This is a genomic window from Achromobacter sp. NPDC008082 (genome assembly GCF_042957345.1).
Lineage (GTDB): Bacteria > Pseudomonadota > Gammaproteobacteria > Burkholderiales > Burkholderiaceae_B > Achromobacter > Achromobacter kerstersii_A.
Genome location: NZ_JBIBIB010000004.1, coordinates 459,834 through 479,377, shown reverse-complemented (window position 1 = coordinate 479,377; position 19,544 = coordinate 459,834). Strand labels below are relative to the sequence as shown.

At 66.1% G+C, this 19,544-nt stretch carries 18 protein-coding genes; 11 read left to right on the top strand and 7 right to left on the bottom strand.

Annotated features, from left to right (window positions below):
• Positions 1–120 precede the first annotated feature (120 nt).
• Genes ACFZAI_RS18260 through apaG form a run of 3 tightly spaced genes read right to left on the bottom strand, consistent with a single transcriptional unit; the run spans position 121 to position 2,998 of the window.
• Complete coding sequence (locus tag ACFZAI_RS18260; protein ID WP_391568291.1) at positions 121–1,290, bottom strand: UbiH/UbiF family hydroxylase; 1,170 nt, start codon at positions 1,288–1,290, stop codon at positions 121–123.
• Positions 1,287–2,588, bottom strand: coding sequence for a murein transglycosylase A (locus ACFZAI_RS18255; RefSeq protein ID WP_391568290.1), 1,302 nt, complete (start codon positions 2,586–2,588; stop codon positions 1,287–1,289). The genes ACFZAI_RS18260 and ACFZAI_RS18255 overlap by 4 nt, the downstream gene beginning before the upstream one ends.
• Positions 2,589–2,623: 35 nt before the next feature.
• Complete coding sequence (apaG, locus tag ACFZAI_RS18250) at positions 2,624–2,998, bottom strand: Co2+/Mg2+ efflux protein ApaG (RefSeq protein WP_046805616.1); 375 nt, start codon at positions 2,996–2,998, stop codon at positions 2,624–2,626.
• A 132-nt stretch (positions 2,999–3,130) separates the two neighbouring features.
• Between apaG and rpe the strand changes: the two genes are divergently transcribed.
• From rpe to trpC, 6 genes are all read left to right on the top strand, one after another.
• Positions 3,131–3,859, top strand: a complete 729-nt coding sequence (rpe, locus tag ACFZAI_RS18245) for a ribulose-phosphate 3-epimerase (RefSeq protein WP_391568289.1) — start codon at positions 3,131–3,133, stop codon at positions 3,857–3,859.
• A gap of 12 nt (positions 3,860–3,871) precedes the next feature.
• Complete coding sequence (locus ACFZAI_RS18240) at positions 3,872–4,579, top strand: phosphoglycolate phosphatase (RefSeq protein ID WP_391568288.1); 708 nt, start codon at positions 3,872–3,874, stop codon at positions 4,577–4,579.
• Positions 4,580–4,843: 264 nt separating this feature from the next.
• Positions 4,844–6,364, top strand: coding sequence for an anthranilate synthase component I (gene trpE / locus ACFZAI_RS18235; protein WP_391568287.1), 1,521 nt, complete (start codon positions 4,844–4,846; stop codon positions 6,362–6,364).
• Between the two features lie 44 nt (positions 6,365–6,408).
• Positions 6,409–6,975, top strand: a complete 567-nt coding sequence (locus tag ACFZAI_RS18230; RefSeq protein WP_391568286.1) for an aminodeoxychorismate/anthranilate synthase component II — start codon at positions 6,409–6,411, stop codon at positions 6,973–6,975.
• A 17-nt stretch (positions 6,976–6,992) separates the two neighbouring features.
• The gene (gene trpD, locus ACFZAI_RS18225) at positions 6,993–8,024 is read left to right on the top strand and encodes an anthranilate phosphoribosyltransferase (RefSeq protein WP_391568284.1); all 1,032 of its coding nucleotides are present in this window, start codon (positions 6,993–6,995) and stop codon (positions 8,022–8,024) included.
• Positions 8,021–8,809 carry an indole-3-glycerol phosphate synthase TrpC gene (gene trpC, locus ACFZAI_RS18220; protein WP_054421196.1) on the top strand — a complete coding sequence of 263 codons (789 nt, stop codon included), beginning with the start codon at positions 8,021–8,023 and terminating at the stop codon, positions 8,807–8,809. Before trpD ends, trpC begins: the two co-directional genes overlap by 4 nt.
• 15 nt (positions 8,810–8,824) lie before the next feature.
• On the opposite strand, the gene ACFZAI_RS18215 is transcribed toward trpC, so the two are convergent.
• The gene (locus ACFZAI_RS18215) at positions 8,825–10,711 is read right to left on the bottom strand and encodes a sigma-54-dependent Fis family transcriptional regulator (RefSeq protein ID WP_391568282.1); all 1,887 of its coding nucleotides are present in this window, start codon (positions 10,709–10,711) and stop codon (positions 8,825–8,827) included.
• A gap of 207 nt (positions 10,712–10,918) precedes the next feature.
• Between ACFZAI_RS18215 and adh the strand changes: the two genes are divergently transcribed.
• A complete protein-coding gene (gene adh / locus ACFZAI_RS18210; RefSeq protein WP_391568280.1) occupies positions 10,919–12,448 on the top strand; it encodes an aldehyde dehydrogenase in 1,530 nt (509 codons plus the stop codon).
• A 120-nt stretch (positions 12,449–12,568) separates the two neighbouring features.
• The gene (locus ACFZAI_RS18205) at positions 12,569–12,946 is read left to right on the top strand and encodes a DUF779 domain-containing protein (RefSeq protein ID WP_391568278.1); all 378 of its coding nucleotides are present in this window, start codon (positions 12,569–12,571) and stop codon (positions 12,944–12,946) included.
• Position 12,947: 1 nt separating this feature from the next.
• Here the strand turns inward: ACFZAI_RS18205 and ACFZAI_RS18200 are convergent, their stop codons facing one another.
• Positions 12,948–13,133: a hypothetical protein gene (locus ACFZAI_RS18200; protein ID WP_391568276.1), complete on the bottom strand. Its 186-nt coding sequence runs from the start codon at positions 13,131–13,133 to the stop codon at positions 12,948–12,950.
• Positions 13,130–13,741, bottom strand: a complete 612-nt coding sequence (locus ACFZAI_RS18195; protein ID WP_391568274.1) for a 2-hydroxychromene-2-carboxylate isomerase — start codon at positions 13,739–13,741, stop codon at positions 13,130–13,132. Before ACFZAI_RS18195 ends, ACFZAI_RS18200 begins: the two co-directional genes overlap by 4 nt.
• Before the next feature lie 139 nt (positions 13,742–13,880).
• On the opposite strand from ACFZAI_RS18195, the gene ACFZAI_RS18190 reads away from it, so the two are divergent.
• Entirely contained in the window at positions 13,881–14,855 is a 975-nt protein-coding gene (locus ACFZAI_RS18190) for a LysR substrate-binding domain-containing protein (protein WP_391568272.1), read from the top strand.
• A gap of 302 nt (positions 14,856–15,157) precedes the next feature.
• Positions 15,158–17,209, top strand: coding sequence for an LTA synthase family protein (locus tag ACFZAI_RS18185; RefSeq protein ID WP_391568270.1), 2,052 nt, complete (start codon positions 15,158–15,160; stop codon positions 17,207–17,209).
• A 19-nt stretch (positions 17,210–17,228) separates the two neighbouring features.
• Here the strand turns inward: ACFZAI_RS18185 and selD are convergent, their stop codons facing one another.
• Positions 17,229–18,290, bottom strand: coding sequence for a selenide, water dikinase SelD (gene selD / locus ACFZAI_RS18180; RefSeq protein ID WP_391568268.1), 1,062 nt, complete (start codon positions 18,288–18,290; stop codon positions 17,229–17,231).
• A 152-nt stretch (positions 18,291–18,442) separates the two neighbouring features.
• On the opposite strand from selD, the gene ACFZAI_RS18175 reads away from it, so the two are divergent.
• Positions 18,443–19,543, top strand: coding sequence for a transglutaminase-like domain-containing protein (locus ACFZAI_RS18175; protein ID WP_391568267.1), 1,101 nt, complete (start codon positions 18,443–18,445; stop codon positions 19,541–19,543).
• Position 19,544: the final 1 nt, after the last annotated feature.

Genomic DNA, 19,544 nt, shown 5'->3' with positions numbered 1-19,544 from the left:
ATCCGGGCGGGAGGGCCGAGCCGGGATGGTTTTGAGAGAGAGGGGTGCAGTGTCTGTCAGACGCCGGCTCGCCCTCAAGGTTCCAAAAGGATTTCTCAAACCATCCGGCATCCGTCCCCGTCAGTTGGCCGACGCCCCCGCGATCAGGCGGCGCTTGATCAGCGGCGCCTTTTCCACCCAGTGCATGCCAGCGTTACGCAGCCACACCAGCGGGGTCGCGTGCGAGGCGAACAGCTTGTGCAGGCCGTCGGTGGCCAGGCGCATGGCCAGCACCGGTTCAGCGCGCGCGCGCTGGTAACGATGCAGCACGCGCAAGTCGCCCGCCGTGCGGTAGGGCTCGCGGCCCGCCACCGTGCGGGCCAGCGCTTCGACGTCGCCCAGCCCCAGGTTCAAGCCCTGGCCGGCCAGCGGATGAAGCCGGTGCGCGGCGTCGCCCGCCAGCGCGATGCCGGGCGCCACCATCTGGGCGCGCTCAAGCGTCAAGGGAAAGCCATGCAACTTGCTGCGCACCTTCAGGCGGCCCAACCTGCCCTCGGCGGCTTGGGCCAACAAGGTTTCCAGCCGGGCGGCCTGTTCTTCCGGCGGCAACGCCAGCAGCGCTTGGGCGGGTTCATTGCGCATGGACCACACCATCGACACCTGCGGGCCGTCTGCCGTGTCGGGCAGCGGCAGCAAGGCCAGCACCCCGTCGTCGCGGAACCATTGAATGGCCGTGCCATGGTGGGCGCGCTCGGCGTCCAGATGCACCACCAAGCCCGTGTCTTCATAGGACACGGCGTCATGTTTCATGCCGGCCGCCATGCGCAGCGGCGAGGCCGCGCCATCCGCGCCCACGAACAATTCGGCCTGGATGCGCGCACCGCTTTCGGTATCGATTGCGCCATCCCGATAGCCCGTGCAGCGGTCTTCCAGCCAGGGAATGCCGAACATCCGCACCGCCTGAATCAGCACGCGCTCGATCTCGCCGGACTCCACAATCCAGGCCAGTTGCGGCAGCGCCGCCTGCCAGGCGTTCAGGTTGACCTGCCCGTCGGCGTCGCCATGGATTTCCATGGCCTCGACCGGCATCAGCCGGCCCGAGGGCATGGCGTCCCAGACGCCCAGGTCAGCCAGAAAACGCTGGCTGGCGGGCGAAATGGCGTAGACGCGCGGGTGATAGCGGTTGGGGTCGGCGGCGGGCACCGTCGTGCGCGGCGCCAGGACGGCCACGCGCTGGCCGCGCCGGGCCAGCGCCAGGGCGGTAGACAGGCCGACGATGCCGGCACCGCAAACAACAATTTGATGGCTCATCTTGCCGAGGGCTCCCCAGCTTGCTTGGGCCACAGCACCCACATCTGGCCCCGCTGTTTCATGCGGCCCGCCTGCTGGCCGGCCTCTTCGCCGTAACCCCAGTAGAAGTCGGCGCGCGCCGCGCCCCGGATGGCGGTACCCGTGTCCTGCGCGAACACCAGGCGTTGCAGCGGCCGGTCAGACGCCGGGAACGTGGTGGCCAGATACACCGGCGTGCCCAGCGGCACGAAGGTTGCGTCGACCGCAATCGATCGCTTGGGCGCCAGCGGAATCGCATACGCGCCCTTGGGGCCTTGTTCGGGGTCAATCACCGGCTCTTCGCGGAAAAACACAACCGCCGGGTTGGCGTTCAGCATTTCCGGCACGCGCTTGGGATTGCGCTGCGCCCAGGCGCGGATGTTCTGCATGGATGCCTGGTCGGCGGTCAGTTCGCCGCGGTCGATCAGCCAGCGGCCGATCGACACATAAGGCTGGCCGTTGTGGTCGGCGTAGGCCACGCGGATGGTCTTACCGGTGTCGGGGCCGTCGGTCAGCTGGACGCGGCCCGACCCCTGCACTTGCAGGAAGAAGTTATCCACCGGGTCGTCCACCCACACCACCACGGGCGGACGGCGGCCAGACGATTCGATGGCCGCGCGGGTGTCGTAAGGCACCACGCGCTTGCCTTCCAGCTTGCCGCGCACGCGCTTGCCAGCCAGGTCGGGGTACACCGACCCCAGGTCGATCGTGAGCAGATCCGCCGGCACCGCATACAAAGGCCATTGATAGTTGCCGCCCTGGCGGCGCGATCCGCGCACCAGCGGCTCGTAGTAACCGGTGACCGTGTTGGTGGCGGGTTTGCCGTCGGCGGCGTTCAGGCGCCACGGTTGCAGATAGGTTTGCAGGAAGCGGCGCACGCCTTCGGCATCGCCTGCCGCCGGCGCCCGGGACGGGTCGATGGCGGCGGCGCACACCGGCTGCCACGCCCGCGGGGTGGCGCGGGCGGGTGCGGCCAGGTTGCCGCTGGTCGGCCGCATCAGCCCACGGCAATTGCGCAGGAACAGCGGCCAGAACTGGGTCAGGTCGTCGGTGCTCCAGCCGGGCATTTCAGACCAGGTGCCGGCCTTGAACTTGCCGGCCAACGCGCGCGGCGGGGTATCGGGCAAGGCCGACAGCGACGGCACCACCAAGGGGCCGTCAGCCGCCGGGGTACGCACGCCGGGGGTGCCGGGCGCGCCAGATTCAGGGGGAACTTCCGAGGGCGTGGAACATGCCGCCAGCAGAATCGGCAGCAGGGACAGGCTAAGAATGCGCTTCATGAGCAATTGGAAAAACGGGCGACGGGCCGGGCCATTCAATGCAGGGTGCGAGGCATGGCCAGGACGAATTCGGAGATCGGCACTTCGAACGGAATGCCGTTCTCGCCGACGCAGTGGTACGTGCCGCGCATCGTGCCCACCGGGGTGGGCAAGGGACAGCCGCTGGTGTATTCGAAGGTCTCGCCGGGCGCCAGCAGCGGTTGCTGGCCCACAATGCCCAGCCCGCGCACTTCCTGCACGCGCTGGTTGCCGTCGGTGATGACCCAGTGGCGGCTGATCACCTGGGCGGGGTGTTCCCCCGTATTGGTGATGCGCACGGTATAGGCAAACACGAATTGCTGTTCGCCGGGATCGGACTGTTCAGGCACGAAGCGCGGAGAGACAGAGACGCTAAGGTCGTAAGGTTTCACAGTCCTTCCCTGTGTGGCTGCTGGACGCGGGAGCCGAAGCGCGGCGCCTGAGCGTTTTGAAGACGCAGTTTTCGGACCCGCTGAACCGGGTCTTTCCCGAACCCGCGCCCCAAACTGCAATAATGGCACATTATGCCCTCCCCGATCCCGAACATCATGTCATCCTCCACGGCCTCCACTCGCATCACCCCCAGCATCCTGTCGGCTGACTTCGCCCGCCTGGGCGAGGAAGTCCGCAACGTCGTCGCCGCAGGCGCCGACTGGATTCACGTGGACGTGATGGACAACCACTATGTCCCCAATCTGACCATCGGCCCGATGGTGTGCGCGGCGATCCGCCCCCACGTCGAAGTGCCGATCGACGTGCACCTGATGGTCGAACCGGTGGACGACCTGGTCCCGATGTTCGCCAAGGCCGGCGCCGACTACATCAGCTTCCACCCGGACGCCAGCCGCCACGTGGACCGCACGCTGTCGCTCATCCGCGAAAACGGCTGTAAGGCCGGCCTGGTCTTCAACCCCGCCACGCCGCTGTCCTACCTGGACTACGTCATGGACAAGATCGACCTGATCCTGATCATGTCGGTGAACCCGGGCTTTGGCGGCCAGAGCTTCATCCCCGGCGCGTTGACCAAGCTGCGCGAAGCGCGCGCCCGCATCGACGCCTGGACGCAGGCCGGCGGCCAGGACATCGTGCTGCAAGTGGATGGCGGCGTCAAAATCGACAACATCGCTGAAATCCGCCGCGCGGGCGCCGACACCTTCGTGGCCGGCTCCGCCATTTTCGGCAAGCCCGACTACGCCGGCATCATCAAATCGATGCGCGAACAGATCGCCATTGGCGAAACCACCGCCGTTTAATCAGGAATCGACATGACCGCATTTCGCGCCGCGCTGCTGGACCTGGACGGCACCCTGCTCGACTCCATTCCCGACCTGGCGTTTGCCGCCAACGCCATGCGCGTGGAACTCGGCATGACCGCGCTGCGCGAAGACGTGGTGGCCACCTTCGTGGGCAAGGGCGTGGACAACCTGGTGCGCCGCAGTCTGGCGGGCAGCCTGGACGCCGCCGACCCGTCGGCGGAAGACTTCGCCCGCGCCCGCGAGTCCTTCTACCGCCACTACCACCTGGTCAACGGCGAACGCGCACAGGTCTACCCCGGCGTGCTTGAAGGCTTGAAGCACATGCGCGACCAGGGTCTGAAGCTGGCCGTCGTTACCAACAAGCCCACCGAATTCACGCTGCCGCTGCTGCAACGCACCGGCCTGGCGGGCTTTTTCGACGCGGTCGTCTGCGGCGACACCTGCGCGCGCCGCAAGCCTGACCCCGACCAGGTGCTGCACGCCTGCGAGCTGCTGGGCGTGGCCGTGACCGAAGCCGTCACCATTGGCGACTCGATCAACGACGCCCAGGCCGGACGCACGGCCGGCACACAGGTGCTGGTGGTGCCTTACGGCTACAACGAAGGCCGTGACGTGCGCGAGCTGGATGTCGATGGTATAGTGGACACGCTTGTGAACGCCGCTCAGTGGGTAGCGCTCTGGAACCAAAACCAGAACGCCGCGAAAATCGCCTCCTGATGTGGTGTCGGCAACCCGAACACCTGAATACACACACCCCGGATCAATGAACGCTTACCCCCAGAACCAAATGCTCGGCGCCTCGTGGCGCTGGTGGCGTTTGTCTTCCGGGTGGCGATGATCCCTCCCGGCCCTGGACGCGTATGCCGCCTAGTGCCGTAGCTGTGTAAACACAGAGCCAAGCCCGGAACCAGTTACCTGGACCGGGCTTTTTTGTTGTGCGCCCGGTCTGAAGCAAATCAAAAATCGCTTACGAGACCCGCCATGACCGAAATCGAATTCAAAGCCCTCGCCGCCCAAGGCTATAACCGCATCCCGCTGGTGGCCGAAACCTATGCCGACCTGGACACGCCGCTGGGCATCTACCTGAAGCTGGCGCATGCAGGCCCCTTGGCCGGCCGCATGACCTGCCTGATGGAATCGGTGGTGGGCGGCGAACGCTTCGGCCGCTACTCCTTCATCGGCCTGCCCGCCCGCACGGTCATCCGCGCCAGCGGCACGCTGACGGAAGTGCTGCACGACGGCCAGGTCGTGGAAACGCATGAAGGCGACCCGCTGGCCTTCATCGAGCAGTACCAAAGCCGCTTCAAGGTGGCGCTGCGCCCCGGCATGCCGCGCTTTTGCGGCGGGCTGGCCGGCTACTTCGGCTACGACACCGTGCGCCACATCGAGCCCTGCCTGGGTCCGGCCATCAAGCCCTTCCCGGCCGGCATGGACGGCGGCACGCCCGACCTGATGCTGATGCACGTGGACGAGCTGGTCATCGTCGACAACCTGGCCGGCCGCATCTACCTGATGGTCTATGCCGACCCCAGCCAGCCCGAGTCCTACAGCCGCTCGCAGCAGCGCCTGCATGATCTGCGCGCCCGCCTGCGACGCCCCGTGGAAATTCCGTACAGCCACGCCAGCATGCAGACCGAAGAGCGGCGCGATTTCAAGAAAGAGGACTATCTGGCGGCGGTGCTCCGCGCCAAGGAACACATCGCCGCCGGCGACCTGATGCAAGTCCAGATCGGCCAGGTCATCGCCAAGCCCTTCCGCGATTCCCCGCTGTCCCTCTACCGCGCCCTGCGGTCGCTGAACCCCTCCCCCTATATGTACTTCTGGAACTTCGGTGACTTCCAGGTAGTGGGCGCGTCGCCCGAGATCCTGGTGCGCCAGGAACGCGTGGTGGACAACGGCGTGCCGAAGTCGCAGATCACCATCCGCCCGCTGGCCGGCACCCGCAAGCGTGGCGCCACGCCCGAGGAAGATGCGGCGCTTGCCGCCGAACTGAAGGCCGACCCCAAGGAAGTGGCCGAACACGTGATGCTGATCGACCTGGCGCGCAACGACGTGGGCCGGGTAGCCGAAGTGGGCTCGGTGAAGGTCAGCGACACCATGGTCATCGAACGCTATTCGCACGTGATGCACCTGGTGTCCAACGTAACCGGCAACCTGAACCCGGGCATGAGCAGCATGGACGTGCTGCGCGCGTCGTTCCCGGCGGGCACGCTGACGGGCGCGCCCAAGGTTGAAGCCATGAAGATCATCGACGAACTCGAACCCGTGCGCCGCGGCATCTACGGCGGTGCGGCCGGCTACCTGAGCTACGGCGGCGAAATGGACGTGGCTATCGCCATCCGCACCGGCGTCATCAAGGACGGCACGCTGTATGTGCAAGCCGCCGCCGGCATCGTGGCCGATTCGAACCCCGAAGCCGAATACGCCGAAACCGAAGCCAAGGCCCGCGCCGTGCTGCGCGCCGCCGAGCAGGTCCAGCACGGCCTGGACGAACCCATCTGATTCCGGCCACGGCCAAAACGAACCCCGCCCGCACGGAGAAAAAAATGCTGTTGATGATCGATAACTACGACTCTTTTACCTACAACCTGGTCCAGTACTTTGGCGAACTGGGCGAAGACGTGCGCGTGGCGCGCAACGACCAGATCACGCTGGAAGAGATTGCCGCCCTGAACCCGGACCGCATTTGCGTGTCGCCCGGCCCGTGCTCACCGGCCGAGGCCGGCATCTCGGTGGCCGCCATCCAGGCCTTTGCCGGCAAGAAGCCCATTCTGGGCGTGTGCCTGGGCCATCAGGCCATCGGCGCGGCCTACGGCGGCGACATCGTGCGCGCCCAGCAGATCATGCACGGCAAGACCGTGCGCATCTCGCACACCGGCACCGATATCTTCACGGGCCTGCCCACGCCGTACACGGTGATCCGTTACAACTCGCTGACCATCGACCCCGCCACGCTGCCCGACTGCCTGGCCGTGACGGCCACGGCGCCCGACGGCGACATCATGGGCGTGCGTCACAAGACGCTGCCCTTGTACGGAGTACAGTTTCATCCGGAGTCGGTGCTCAGCGAGCACGGCCACGCCCTGCTGCGCAATTTTCTGAACCTCGCCTAAGACAAGAAGGACGCATCGTGACCATTTCCCCCACCGAAGCCCTGACGCGCTGCATTGAACACCGCGAAATTTTCCACGACGAAATGCTGCATCTGATGCGCATGCTGATGCGCGGCGAGATGTCGCCGCAGATCGCCAGCGCGCTGCTGATGGGCCTGCGCGTCAAGAAGGAAACCATCGGCGAAATCACCGCGGCCGCGCAGGTCATGCGCGAATTCGCCACGCCGGTCATCACCCCCAACCCCGAAAACCTGCTGGACATGTGCGGCACGGGCGGCGACGGCAGCCACACGTTCAACATTTCCACCACCGCCATGTTCGTGGCGGCGGCGGCCGGCGTGCCGATCGCCAAGCACGGCAACCGCAGCGCGTCATCCTCCAGCGGCAGCGCCGACGTGCTGGAAGCGCTGGGTGCCAACCTGGTGCTGACACCGGAAGAAGTGGCCGAATGCATTCAGACCACCGGCATCGGCTTCATGTTCGCCCCCGCCCACCACGGCGCGATGAAGAACGTCGCCGCCGTGCGCAAGGAACTGGCCGTGCGCACCATCTTCAACATCCTGGGGCCGCTCACCAACCCGGCCGGCGCCGGCAACCAGCTGATGGGCGTGTTCCACCCCGACCTCGTCGGCATCCAGGTGCGCGTGCTGGAACGGCTGGGTTCGCGCCACGTGCTGGTCGTGCACGGCAAGGACGGCATGGACGAAGCGTCGCTGGGCGGGGCCACGCTGGTCGGTGAATTGAAAGATGGTCAAATACGGGAATATGAAATCCACCCCGAGGACTACGGGCTATCCATGATGTCCAACCGGTCCATCAAGGTGTCCAATCGCGAGCAGTCACGCGAACTTGTCATCGAGGCGCTGGAAAATGTCGAGGGTACCGCCCGCGACATCGTCGCCCTGAACGCAGGTCTCGCCATCTACGCCGGCAATAAAGCCGATTCCATTCCCGAAGCCTTAGCGCTAGCATTTGAAATGATTGCCACCGGAGCGGCGCGAGCCAAACTGGAAGAATTCTGCGCAACCACCCGGAAATTCCTGAAATGAACGATATTCTCGCGAAGATCCTCGCCGTCAAGGTTGAGGAAGTCGCCGCCGCTCGCCAGATGCGCAGCGAAGCCGAAGTCTTGCGCGAAGCGCAGGCGCGGCAAGACGTGCGTGGCTTCGCTCAAGCCATCGAAGACAAGATCTCGCAGGGCAAAGCCGGCGTCATCGCCGAAATCAAGAAAGCATCGCCGTCCAAAGGCGTGCTGCGCGAGACCTTCGCCCCCGCCGACATCGCATCCACGTACGCGGTGCACGGCGCGGCCTGCCTGTCGGTACTGACCGACGTGCAATTCTTCCAGGGTTCACACGACCACCTGCGCCAGGCGCGCGCCGCCTGCTCGTTGCCGGTGCTGCGCAAGGACTTCGTCATTGATCAATACCAGATCATCGCCGCCCGCGCGATGGGCGCCGACTGCGTGCTGCTGATCGTGGCCGCCCTTACGCCCGCACAACTGCGCGACTACGAAACGCTGGCGATGGAACTGGGCATGGACGTGCTGGTGGAAGTTCACGACGCCCGCGAACTCGACGTGGCGCTGACCATGAAGACGCCGCTGTTGGGCATCAACAACCGCAACCTGCGCACCTTCGAGACCAGCCTGAAGAACACGCTGGACCTCTTGCCCAACATCCCGGCAGGCAAGCGTGTCGTGACGGAAAGCGGCATTCTCAAGCCGGAAGACGTCAAGCTCATGCGCGACCACAAGGTCAACGCATTCCTGGTAGGCGAAGCGTTCATGCGCGCCAAAGACCCGGGCGCCGAACTCGCACGCCTGGTCGGCTAAAGCCGCCTACCCCGGCTATCGCGCGCGCGGCAAACCCAACGCCGCCGCGCGCCGGTACACGGTGCTGCGGTGCACACCCAGCGCCCGCGCCGCTTTGCTGACATTGCCGCCATGCGCGGCCAGTGCGCCGCGAACGGCGGCATCCGTCATCGATTGCAGATCTGCCGTACCGCCTTCGGGCGGCGCGGCGGCGGCCTCATGCGCGTTATCCGCCACGGGCCGCAGTTCGGCGGGCAGCATGTCTGCATCGACCACACCTGACGGCCCCGCCAACACATGCAAGGTGCGCAGCACGGCCACCAGCTGCCGGTAATTGCCCGGCCACGGGTAAGCCGCCAGCAGCGCTTCGATGGACGGGGGCAACACCGGCCCCGCGCCTTGCGCCGCCCAGAGCGCCCGCAGCAATTCAAGCCGGTCGACGCGCGTGCGCAACGGCTCCAGCGTGACGGTGTATTCGGCGATACGGAAATACAGATCGGGGCGCACCGGCGCATCGGCGCCTTCGTGGGCCAGCGGACGGTGCGTGGCGCACACCAGCGCAAAATCCACCGGCACCGGCCGCGCCGCGCCCAGGGGCGATACCTCGCGCGTCTGCAACACGCGTAGCAGCCGCGATTGCAGCATCAGCGGCATGTCGCCGATTTCATCCAGGAACAGCACGCCGCCATGCGCCTGCCGCAGCAAACCCTTGCTGCCTTGACGCCGCGCCCCCGTGAACGCGCCCTCTTCATAGCCGAACAATTCGGATTCGATCAGGCTTTCGGGCAAGGCGGCGCAGTTCACCGCCACGAACGGGCCGGACGCCCGCTTGCCGCGCGCATGCAGTTGGCGCGCGAAGACCTCTTTGCCCACGCCCGTTTCGCCTTGCAGCAAAATGGACACGCCCGCATCTGACAAGTGCACGGCGCGCGCCAGTGCGCCGAGTGTGGCGGCGTCGAAACTGGGTGCGGCCGGGCGCGTGGCGTTGGCGCTAGGCAAGGCCGGCGCCACCGGCTGCGGCGGACGCGAACGTGGCAAGCGCAGCCGCGCGTGATAGCTCGCTCCCGTGCGCGTATGCACGCGGCCCGCAGCATCGGGGCAACGTTCCAGCACACCATCGAAAACATCGCTATAGCGGTACACCCCCAGCGCCGTTGCAGCCAGCCCCAACGCCTGCAAGGCGCGGCGGTTGGCGCCGATCAGCACATCGCCCTGAAACGCCAGCAGGCCTTCGCCCGGTGCGCCCAGGCCGGAATGGTGGTCGTGCAGCCGCAGCACGGCATGGTGTTCATAGGCTTGTTCGAACAAGCGATGTTCGATCAGATCAACCGCGGCGCGCACCAGCGCCAGGACGTCGGGACGAATGTCGCGCGCCTGGCTGGATAAATCCAGCACGCCGAGCGTGCGGCCTTCGTTATCGGTAATAGGCACCGCGGCGCAGGTCAGGATGCGATTGGGTTCGAAGTAGTGTTCCGCGCCATGCACGGTGATGGGCCGGCCTTCGACCAGCGCGGTGCCGATGGCGTTGGTGCCGGCGGCGGCTTCGTCCCACGGCGCGCCGGGCATCAGCGCCACGCGCGACGCGCGGCTGGCGAACCCCGCATCGCCGTCGCTATCCAGCACCAGCCCTTGGGCGTCAGACAGAATCACCAGATTGCCGCTGCCGCCCGCCTCGCGGCGCAGATACGACATGGCGGGTTCGGACAGCCGGCGCAGCGCTTCGTTGCGCTGCTGGGCTTCGCGCAGTTCGCCTTGCGTCATGAGTTCGGCGCGGCGCACGCCACGCATATCGAAGCCCAGGTCCGCGCAGCGGCGCCAGGATCGCAATATCGGTTCGGCAACGATGCCGCCCGGCACCGCTCCCTGCTGGTTGAACAGCAGGCGCGCTTGCGTCAGCGCGTGCTGACGGGAATGAGTGGCCATGCGTGTCTCCTAGGACAGGCGTTCTGCGACACCTGTTCCGCGACAATGTCGCAAAAAACGGCAGCTGCCCGGGGTTGCGCGGGCTGATCAACTTTCGCACGCGAGAGCGCGCGCTGTCCAGCGGGGAAGCCCGCAGGTTGGCATGTTCCTTGCTTGATACCGGGTAGGCAGCCGACTGCCGCTATCCCAACAATATCGGAGACAAGTATGGACATCGCGACCCGCATCACCCCGGACTCGTATGGCACCCGTCTGGACCTGAAAACGCAGTACGACAATTTCATTGATGGAAAGTGGCAGAAGCCGGCAGACGGTGAGTACTTCGATAACGTCACCCCGGTCACGGGCCAGGTGCTGAGCCGCAACGCGCGCTCGAAGGAACGCGACATCGACCTGGCGCTGGACGCCGCGCATCGCGCCGCGCCGAAATGGGGTGCGACCCCGGCCGCCGAACGCGCGCGCATGCTGATGCAGATTGCCGACGTGATGGAAGCCAACCTGGAACGCCTGGCCACCGCCGAAACCTGGGACAACGGCAAACCCATCCGCGAAGCCCGCGCCGCCGACATCCCGCTGGCCATCGACCACTTCCGCTATTTCGCCTCGTGCATCCGCAGCCAGGAAGGCGGCCTGTCGGAAATCGACAGCGACACCGTGGCCTATCACTTCAACGAACCGCTGGGCGTGGTCGGCCAGATCATTCCGTGGAACTTCCCCATCCTGATGGCCGCGTGGAAGCTCGCGCCGGCATTGGCCGCGGGCAATTGCGTGGTGCTCAAACCCGCCGAGCAAACCCCGCTAGGCATCCTGCTGCTGATGGAGCTGATTGGCGACATCCTGCCCCCGGGCGTCGTGAACGTGGTGACGGGCTTTGGCCTGGAAGCCGGCAAGCCGCTGGCCTCAAGCAAGCGCATCGCCAAGATCGCGTTTACCGGTGAAACCACCACGGGCCGGCTGATCATGCAGTACGCCTCGCAGAACATCATCCCCGTCACGCTGGAGCTGGGCGGCAAGTCGCCCAACATCTTCTTCGCCGACGTGGCCGCGCAAGACGACGACTTCCTGGACAAGGCCGTTGAAGGTTTCGTGATGTTCGCGCTGAACCAGGGCGAGGTGTGCACATGCCCCAGCCGCGCACTGATCCAGGAATCGCTCTACGACAAGTTCATGGAACGCGCGCTCAAGCGTGTGGCTGAAATCAAGCAGGGCAACCCGCTGGACGGCGACACCATGCTGGGCGCGCAGGCGTCGACCGAGCAGCTGGAGAAAATTCTGTCGTACCTGGACATCGGCAAGCAGGAAGGCGCCGACGTGCTGGCCGGCGGCTCGCGCGCGCAGATGCAAGGCGCGCTGGAAGGCGGCTATTACGTGCAGCCCACCGTCTTCAAAGGCCACAACAAGATGCGCGTGTTCCAGGAGGAAATCTTCGGGCCGGTGGTGGCGGTGACGACGTTCAAGGACGCCGATGACGCGCTGGCGCTGGCCAACGACACGCTCTATGGACTGGGCGCCGGCGTATGGTCGCGCGACGCCAACACGTGCTACCGGATGGGTCGCGCCATCAAGGCCGGACGCGTGTGGACCAACTGCTATCACGCCTACCCCGCGCATGCGGCGTTTGGCGGCTACAAGCAATCGGGCATCGGACGCGAGAATCACAAGATGATGCTCAACCACTATCAGCAGACGAAGAACCTGCTGGTGAGCTATTCGCCGAAGAAGCTGGGTTTCTTCTGATCGCGGCTCGCGGATCGCGCATCCTGCACCTGCCGCCATCCGCGCGCCGGGCCTTCGGGCCTGGCGCGCGGGGCACGGCGGCCACGCGCATCGGAACACACACCAGACAGGAGCCACGCCATGGCAGAACCCACGCCACGCGTCGTCGCCACCGACGACGCGCGCCAACTGATCGACACGCTGCGTACGAAGCACGGCCCGCTGATGTTTCACCAATCGGGCGGATGCTGCGACGGCAGTTCGCCCATGTGCTATGCGCTGGGCGAATTCATGGTGGGCGGATCGGACGTGCTGCTGGGCGAATTGGAGGGCTGCCCGTTCTACATGGGCGAAGACCAGTTCGCGTATTGGGAGCACACCCAGCTCATCATCGACGCCGTGCCGGGACGCGGCGGCGCATTCTCATTGGATAGCGCGGAGGGCAAGCGCTTCCTGCTGCGGTCGCGGCTGTATTCGGACGAGGAATGGGCGCAGGTGGCGCCCGTCACGAAGGGGTGAATCAACCGCCTTTGCCGCGATTAGCGGCGGCGCGCCCCTCCGGCTGCGGCATCGTGGGATGCGGATCGGCCTGGCCTGTCTGCGTCCACTGAAACGCCACGCGCCGGATGCGGGCGGCGCGAAACTGCGTGAACGACCGGCCACCCGGCATGGGTGCGCCGCGATAGGCATTGCTTGCGTTTTTCATTTCCGAGCACACTCCAACGCGTCTTCCAGACGGTCATTACCCCAAAACATTTCATCGCCCACAAAGAACGTGGGCGCGCCGAACAAACCCAGGTTGCGCGCCCGGTCCACCTGGCGCCGCAGCGCTTCCTTGGCCGCTTCGGTCTTGGCGCGCGCGATCAGCGCATCGGCGTCCAGCGACAAGTCCTTCAGCACCTGATGCACGACATCTTCGGCCTGGATGTCCAGGTCGTGCTGAAAATTGGCGCGAAACACCGCCACGCAAAAGTCGCGGCCCCACGGTTCGTCCTGGCCCAGCAGCGCAATGCGGGCGGGCAGCACGCTCATGCGCGGGAATAGGCGCGGCCGGTTGTACGTCACGCCGTACTTGTCGGCCAGCCGGGCGATGTCGCGCATCATGTACGCGCCCTTGCCCGGGAACAGGCGAAACGGCGAATCATTCCACCCCTGCGCCTGGAAGATCGGGCCTAGAAGAAAGGGGCGCAGATCGACGACGACGCCCGCGGCTTGCGCCAAGGTATCCACACGCTCAATGGCCAGATAGCTGTAAGGGCTGGCGAAATCGAACCACATCTGCATGCGGGGCGAGTCAGGCAAAGGCGCGGTCATCGGGAAGGCTCCGGCGGGAATGGGGCGCAAGCGACAGGGCAAGCGGCAAGGGCAAGCGCCCGTCGCAGCCTTCTATTGAACGCCGTCGGCGTACTATTGCTCAAGCGACATTTCCGCCCGATACGCATGAGTTTTACGAATGTCATATCCGCTGGCCAAACTCCCGCCCCTTGATCTGGTCCGAGGCTTCGTGGCCGTGGGCCGCCGCATGAGCATCACGCTTGCCGCGCAAGATCTGCATGTGACGCAGTCTGCCGTCAGCCGCCAGATCCGGGCGCTGGAAGCGCATCTGGGCGTGCCGCTGCTGGTGCGCGGGTTCCGCAGCGTGTCGTTTACGTCCGAAGGCGCGCAGCTGTTCCGCATGGCGGACGTCTGGCTAAGCCAGCTGGGCGACCTCACCGAACAACTGCGCGCGCCCGAACGCCGCACGCCCGTTACCGTCACCACAACCATCGGCGTGGCCTCGCTGTGGCTGCTGCCCCGGCTGGGCGCGTTTCAGGCGGCGCATCCGCATATCGATGTGCGCGTGGCGGCCGACAACCGACTGATCGATATCGACCGCGAAAGCGTGGATATCGCCATCCGTTACAGCCTGCGTGACCAGGTGCCGGATACCGCGGCCTGGATGTTCGGGGAATCGGTGGTGCCGGTGGCGCATCCGTCGCTGAACGCCCGCGAGCTGGACGCGCGCGAATTGCAACGCCATGTCTTGCTGGAATTCGACGACCCGACGCGGCCCTGGCTGCAATGGTCGGAATGGCTGAACACGCGCGGGCTGAACCGGGCGCGCGCCAAAGGCACGCTACGCTTTAACCAATACGACCAGATCGTGCTGGCCGCGTTGGCCGGCCACGGCATCGCCCTGGGCCGGGTTGCGCTGATTGCGCCCATGCTGGCCGATGGCCGCTTGCAAGCCGTGGGCGGGCAGGCGGCCCGGGCCACCGAACACGCGTACTGGCTGGTGCGCAATGCGCGGCGCAGCACGCCCGACGCCGATGTGGTGGCGCAGTGGCTGATGGAGCAGGCCGCGGCCACCGCGCGGGATTTGCCCGGTGAATCGTCATCGGATAACGGGGCCTCGGACGCAGCCGCCCCGGCGCCTTTGGGCTTCTGATTCTGCCGTTCCCCTGAATCAGGCCTACCGGTACACGGCACTCACAAAGCTATACAAACCTTTGTACATTTCGGGTGCGCCTCAAGTACAGTTCGCGCTGCATGGCGAACAGCGGCCATAACCCGAACCACGAAAGCCGCTGATTGCTCCAGCCATTCCGGCGCCTCTTCCCGGTGCTGTCCCTGATATCAGGGCCGGAGTTTCTTGCATGCATTCCCTTCCCTTGATGGCCCCTGACACCCGGGCCCAGGGCGTTGTGTCGCCGCGATCGGCGTTTTGCTTAGCCCACCCCATTGATGCAGATGAAGCGTTTACGTCTCACCGACGCGTGGCAAGACTGGTTTCTGAATGTTCAGCGCGCCTTCCTGCTGATCCTGGCGCCCTGGCTGGTCAGCGTGCTGGCGCAGTTCATCGGCCGCAGCTATCTGCTGGTGAAGTACGCCCCTTCGGCCACCTATGCGGCGCTGCCGCAAGACGTGGGCCGCACGCTGGGAATCGGGCTGCTGTTTGACATCAAAGTGGCCAGCATCGTGTTCTCGGCCTTGCTGGCGATGGCGATGCTGGCGGCGGGCAGCCGCCCGCTCTATGCGCGCTGGCTGCGGCTGGCCCCGGGGGTTGGCGCGGGCCTGGCCGCCCTGTTTGCGGCATCCACCGTGGTAAGCGTGTGCTACTTCGCCACGTTCTCGCGGTCCATCGACATCTTCGTCTTCGGCATGATCGACGACGACACCCGCGCCATTCTGATGACGCTGTGGCACGGTTACCCCGTGGTGCAGGCGGGCCTGCTGCTATCAGCGCTGCTGGCTTGCACCTGGTGGCTGGGGTCGCGCTGGCGGCGCAACGTGATGCGCATGCCCTTGCGCCGCCGGGCGCTGCTTCCGACGGCGCTGCGGCTGCTGCTTATTCTGGCCATCACCGTGCTGGCCTGCCGCGGCTCGCTGGGGCGGTTTCCGCTGAACCGCGATGACACCAGCATTTCAAACATGCGCTTGTTGAACGCCATTGCGCCCAACGGCATCTCCGCGTTCTTCTGGGCGCTGGGCGAACGCGGCAACGACAAGCGCTTCCTGCCGGTCACGGCGGCCGAAGGCCAAGCGCTGTATTCGCGCTTTCTTGGCACGCCGGCCACCCCCGACCTGCAACCCTTCCTGGCGGTGACGGGCGCCCATCCGGCCGCCCAGGCAAGGCCCCCGCATGTCGTGCTGCAAGTCATGGAAAGCATGGGCCATCATCTGAACACCTACGATCAGCCGGGGCGTGATCTGCTGGGCGCGCTGCGCCCGCACTGGGAACAGGATTGGCGCTTTGACCGGTTCCTGTCGGAAGGCAATGGCACGATCGATTCGGTGGCCCGGCTGCTGGTGCGCAGCCCGGTGCCGGCCATCGGCCAATCGTCAGCCGCCGACGACACCTTCGCCAGCAACGCCTTCACGCCGTATCTGGCGCGCGGCTACCGCGTGCTGTTCGTGACGTCGGGCGCCGCCACCTGGCGCAACCTGGGCACGTTCGCCACGCATCTGGGCGCACACGAATTCATTGATCAACAGGGCTTGCGCGCCCGCTATCCCGAGGCCGAAGCCGGCACCTGGGGCGTGCCTGACGAATACATGTTCCGCTACATCGAAAGCCGCCTGGCCGACGCCGACCGGGACGGGACGCCGCTGTTCATCATCGCGCTTTCCACCACCCACCATCCGCCGTTTATCGCGCCCGCGGGTGCGCAGCGCGGCGGCCTGGCGCTAAACGAGGTCAAGCGCGAACCGTACTTCAAAGCCTGGAGTTCGCTGGAAAACGCCTTCGACACGCTGCGTTACGCCAACGATCAACTGGGCCGCTTCCTGACTCGCGTGAAGGCGTCGGCCAGCGGCGCGCGCACCATCGTCGCCGTCACGGGCGACCACAACCTGCTGGGCCTCGCTTACCACGACGAGCGCGACGCAGCACTCGCACGCGCCGTGCCGTTCTACCTGTATGTGCCGCCCGCGTACCGGAGCCGCGCCGTGTTTGACCCGGCCCGCGTGGGCAGCCACAAAGACATCATGCCGACGCTGTATCAGCTGAGCCTGCCCGGCACGCCCTACTTTCGCAGCGGGTGCGATTTGCTGGCGGTGCAGCCGGACCCGGTCTGGTGTTTCGGCATCAATGACCCGAACGTGACAATCACGCAAGACGGCGCGTATCGGCGCAACCAGCCGGGCAAGATTCTGCCTTGGGCTGACGCAACCGGCTTGGCGCTACGCCGCGAACAAGCCGCCACGCCGGCGCAGCGCGAAGAACAGGCGCGGCTGGCCGCTTACCCCAAGCTGATGCTCTGGCAGATCAACCACCAGGTGCAATCGCAAGCGCAGCACTGACACGGCCCCCTGACGCGGGTCAGCCGACTTGCACCTGCCCGTCGCCCGCGACCATCTCGCCCACCACCGCGGCCTGATCAAACCCCTGGCTGCGGAACAGCGCCAGCACTGCCTCCGCGGCCTCGGGCGCGCATGACACCAGCAAACCGCCCGACGTTTGCGGATCAGTCAGCAAGGCGCGCTGCGTGTCGGTGACGCTGGCGCCCAAGCGCACGGCGTCGCCATACGACGCCCAGTTGCGGCCGGATGCGCCCGTGATGATGCCTTCGGCCGCAAAGGCTTCAACGCCCGGCAACCAGGGCAAGGCGTCCAGATGCAGCCGCGCCGTCAGTTTTGCGCCGCGCGCCATTTCCAGCGCGTGGCCCAGCAAACCGAACCCCGTCACGTCGGTCACCGCGTGCACGCCATCCAGCGTGGCCAGCGCCGCGCCGGGGCGGTTCAAGCGGGTGGTGGTGTCGATCATGACGCGGTAGCCGGCCTCGTCCAGCCGATTCTTTTTCAGCGCGGCGGACAAGATGCCCACCCCAAGCGCCTTGCCCAGAATCAACACGTCGCCCGCGCGCGCATCCGCATTGCGCTTGACGCGATCCGGGTGCACCAGCCCCATCACCGCCAGGCCGTAAATGGGTTCGACGGAATCAATGCTGTGGCCGCCCGCCACCGGAATGCCGGCTTGCGCACACACCGATTCGCCGCCACGCAGGATGTCGGCGATGACACTGTGCGGCAGCACGTTGATCGGCATGCCGACAATCGCCAGCGCCATGATGGGCGTGCCGCCCATGGCGTACACATCCGACAGCGCGTTGGTGGCCGCGATGCGGCCGAAGTCGTGCGGGTCGTCAACGATGGGCATGAAGAAATCTGTGGTGGCGATCAGCGCCTGCTCGTCGTTCAGCCGATACACCGCCGCGTCGTCGGCGGTCTCGGTGCCCACCATCAAGTTCGGATAGCTGGCGGCCGGCCCGAAACGCTTGAGCAATTCCGACAGCACGCCGGGCGCAATCTTGCAGCCGCAGCCGCCTCCGTGCGAAAGCGAAGTCAAACGCGGCGTGGCCGCGGACGCGACGTCCTGGGTCATTTCAGTCTCCGTGGATCAATCGAAAAAGGATAGCATCGGCCCCGCTGTTGGCCCTATGATGTTTTGGCAGATCGCATCGCATTCAGCAGCAACGGACGGCCGCCCGGCTCCGGGCGCACCGACAGCCAATCTTCACCGTGCGTGGGGGCTTCATGGATCGCCGACACTTTCTCCGTTTCTCAGGCGCGTTGTGCGCCGCCACAACCGCCTTGCCGCAAGCGCTGCGCGCGCAGCAGGCGCCCGTCAGCGCCGGTTGGCGCAGCTTCGAACTCACCACCGATATTCGAGTCACCGACCCCGGCGCGCACACGCGCATCTGGATTCCGGTGCCTTACGCCACCGACACCGCTTACCAGCGCGGCGCGCAAACGACGTGGCAAGTCAGTGGCGGCGGCACCGCACAGTTGATGCGCGCGCCGGGCTACGACGTGCAGATGCTGGCCGTGCAATGGCCCGATGCGCAGGCCCCGCGCGCGGTCACCATGACCAGCCGCTTCCAGACGCGCAACCGCCGCGTGGACCTGACCGCGCCGCCTTCGGCCGACGCCGCATTGGAAACGCCCGCCGCGCTGCGCGAATACTTGAAGCCCACCGCACTGCTGCCCACCGACGGCATCGTCAAAACCACCGCCGACCAGATCACGCGCGGCCATCAGGGCGATGTGGCGCGTGCGCGCGCCATCTACGAATGGGTCGTTGAAAACACTTGCCGCACGGCATCCACGCGCGGCTGTGGCGTGGGCGACGTGCGCTACATGCTCACGGCCAATGATCTGAACGGCAAGTGCGCCGACATCAATGCGCTGTTCGTAGCCCTGGCGCGCGCGGCCGGCATTCCCGCACGCGACGCCTACGGTCTGCGCGTGGCGAATTCCGAGCTGGGCTACAAGAGCCTGGGCAAAGCGGGCGACGTCACCAAGGCGCAGCACTGCCGCGCCGAGTTTTATGCGTCGGGCTATGGCTGGGTGCCGGTTGACCCGGCGGATGTGCGCAAGGTCATGCTGGAAGAGCCGCCCGGCGAATTGCCCTTGACCGACGCCAAGGTGCGCGCCGCGCGCGTCATGTTGTTTGGCGCCTGGGAAATGAACTGGGTCGCCTATAACCACGGCCACGATGTCGTCCTGCCCGGTTCCGCGCATGACCCCGTGCCGTTCCTGATGTACCCCAACGGCGAGACGGCCGCCGGGCGTCTGGACAGCCTGGACCCCGACAGCTTCCGCTACACGCTCACGGCAAAACCCGTATCCATCTGAC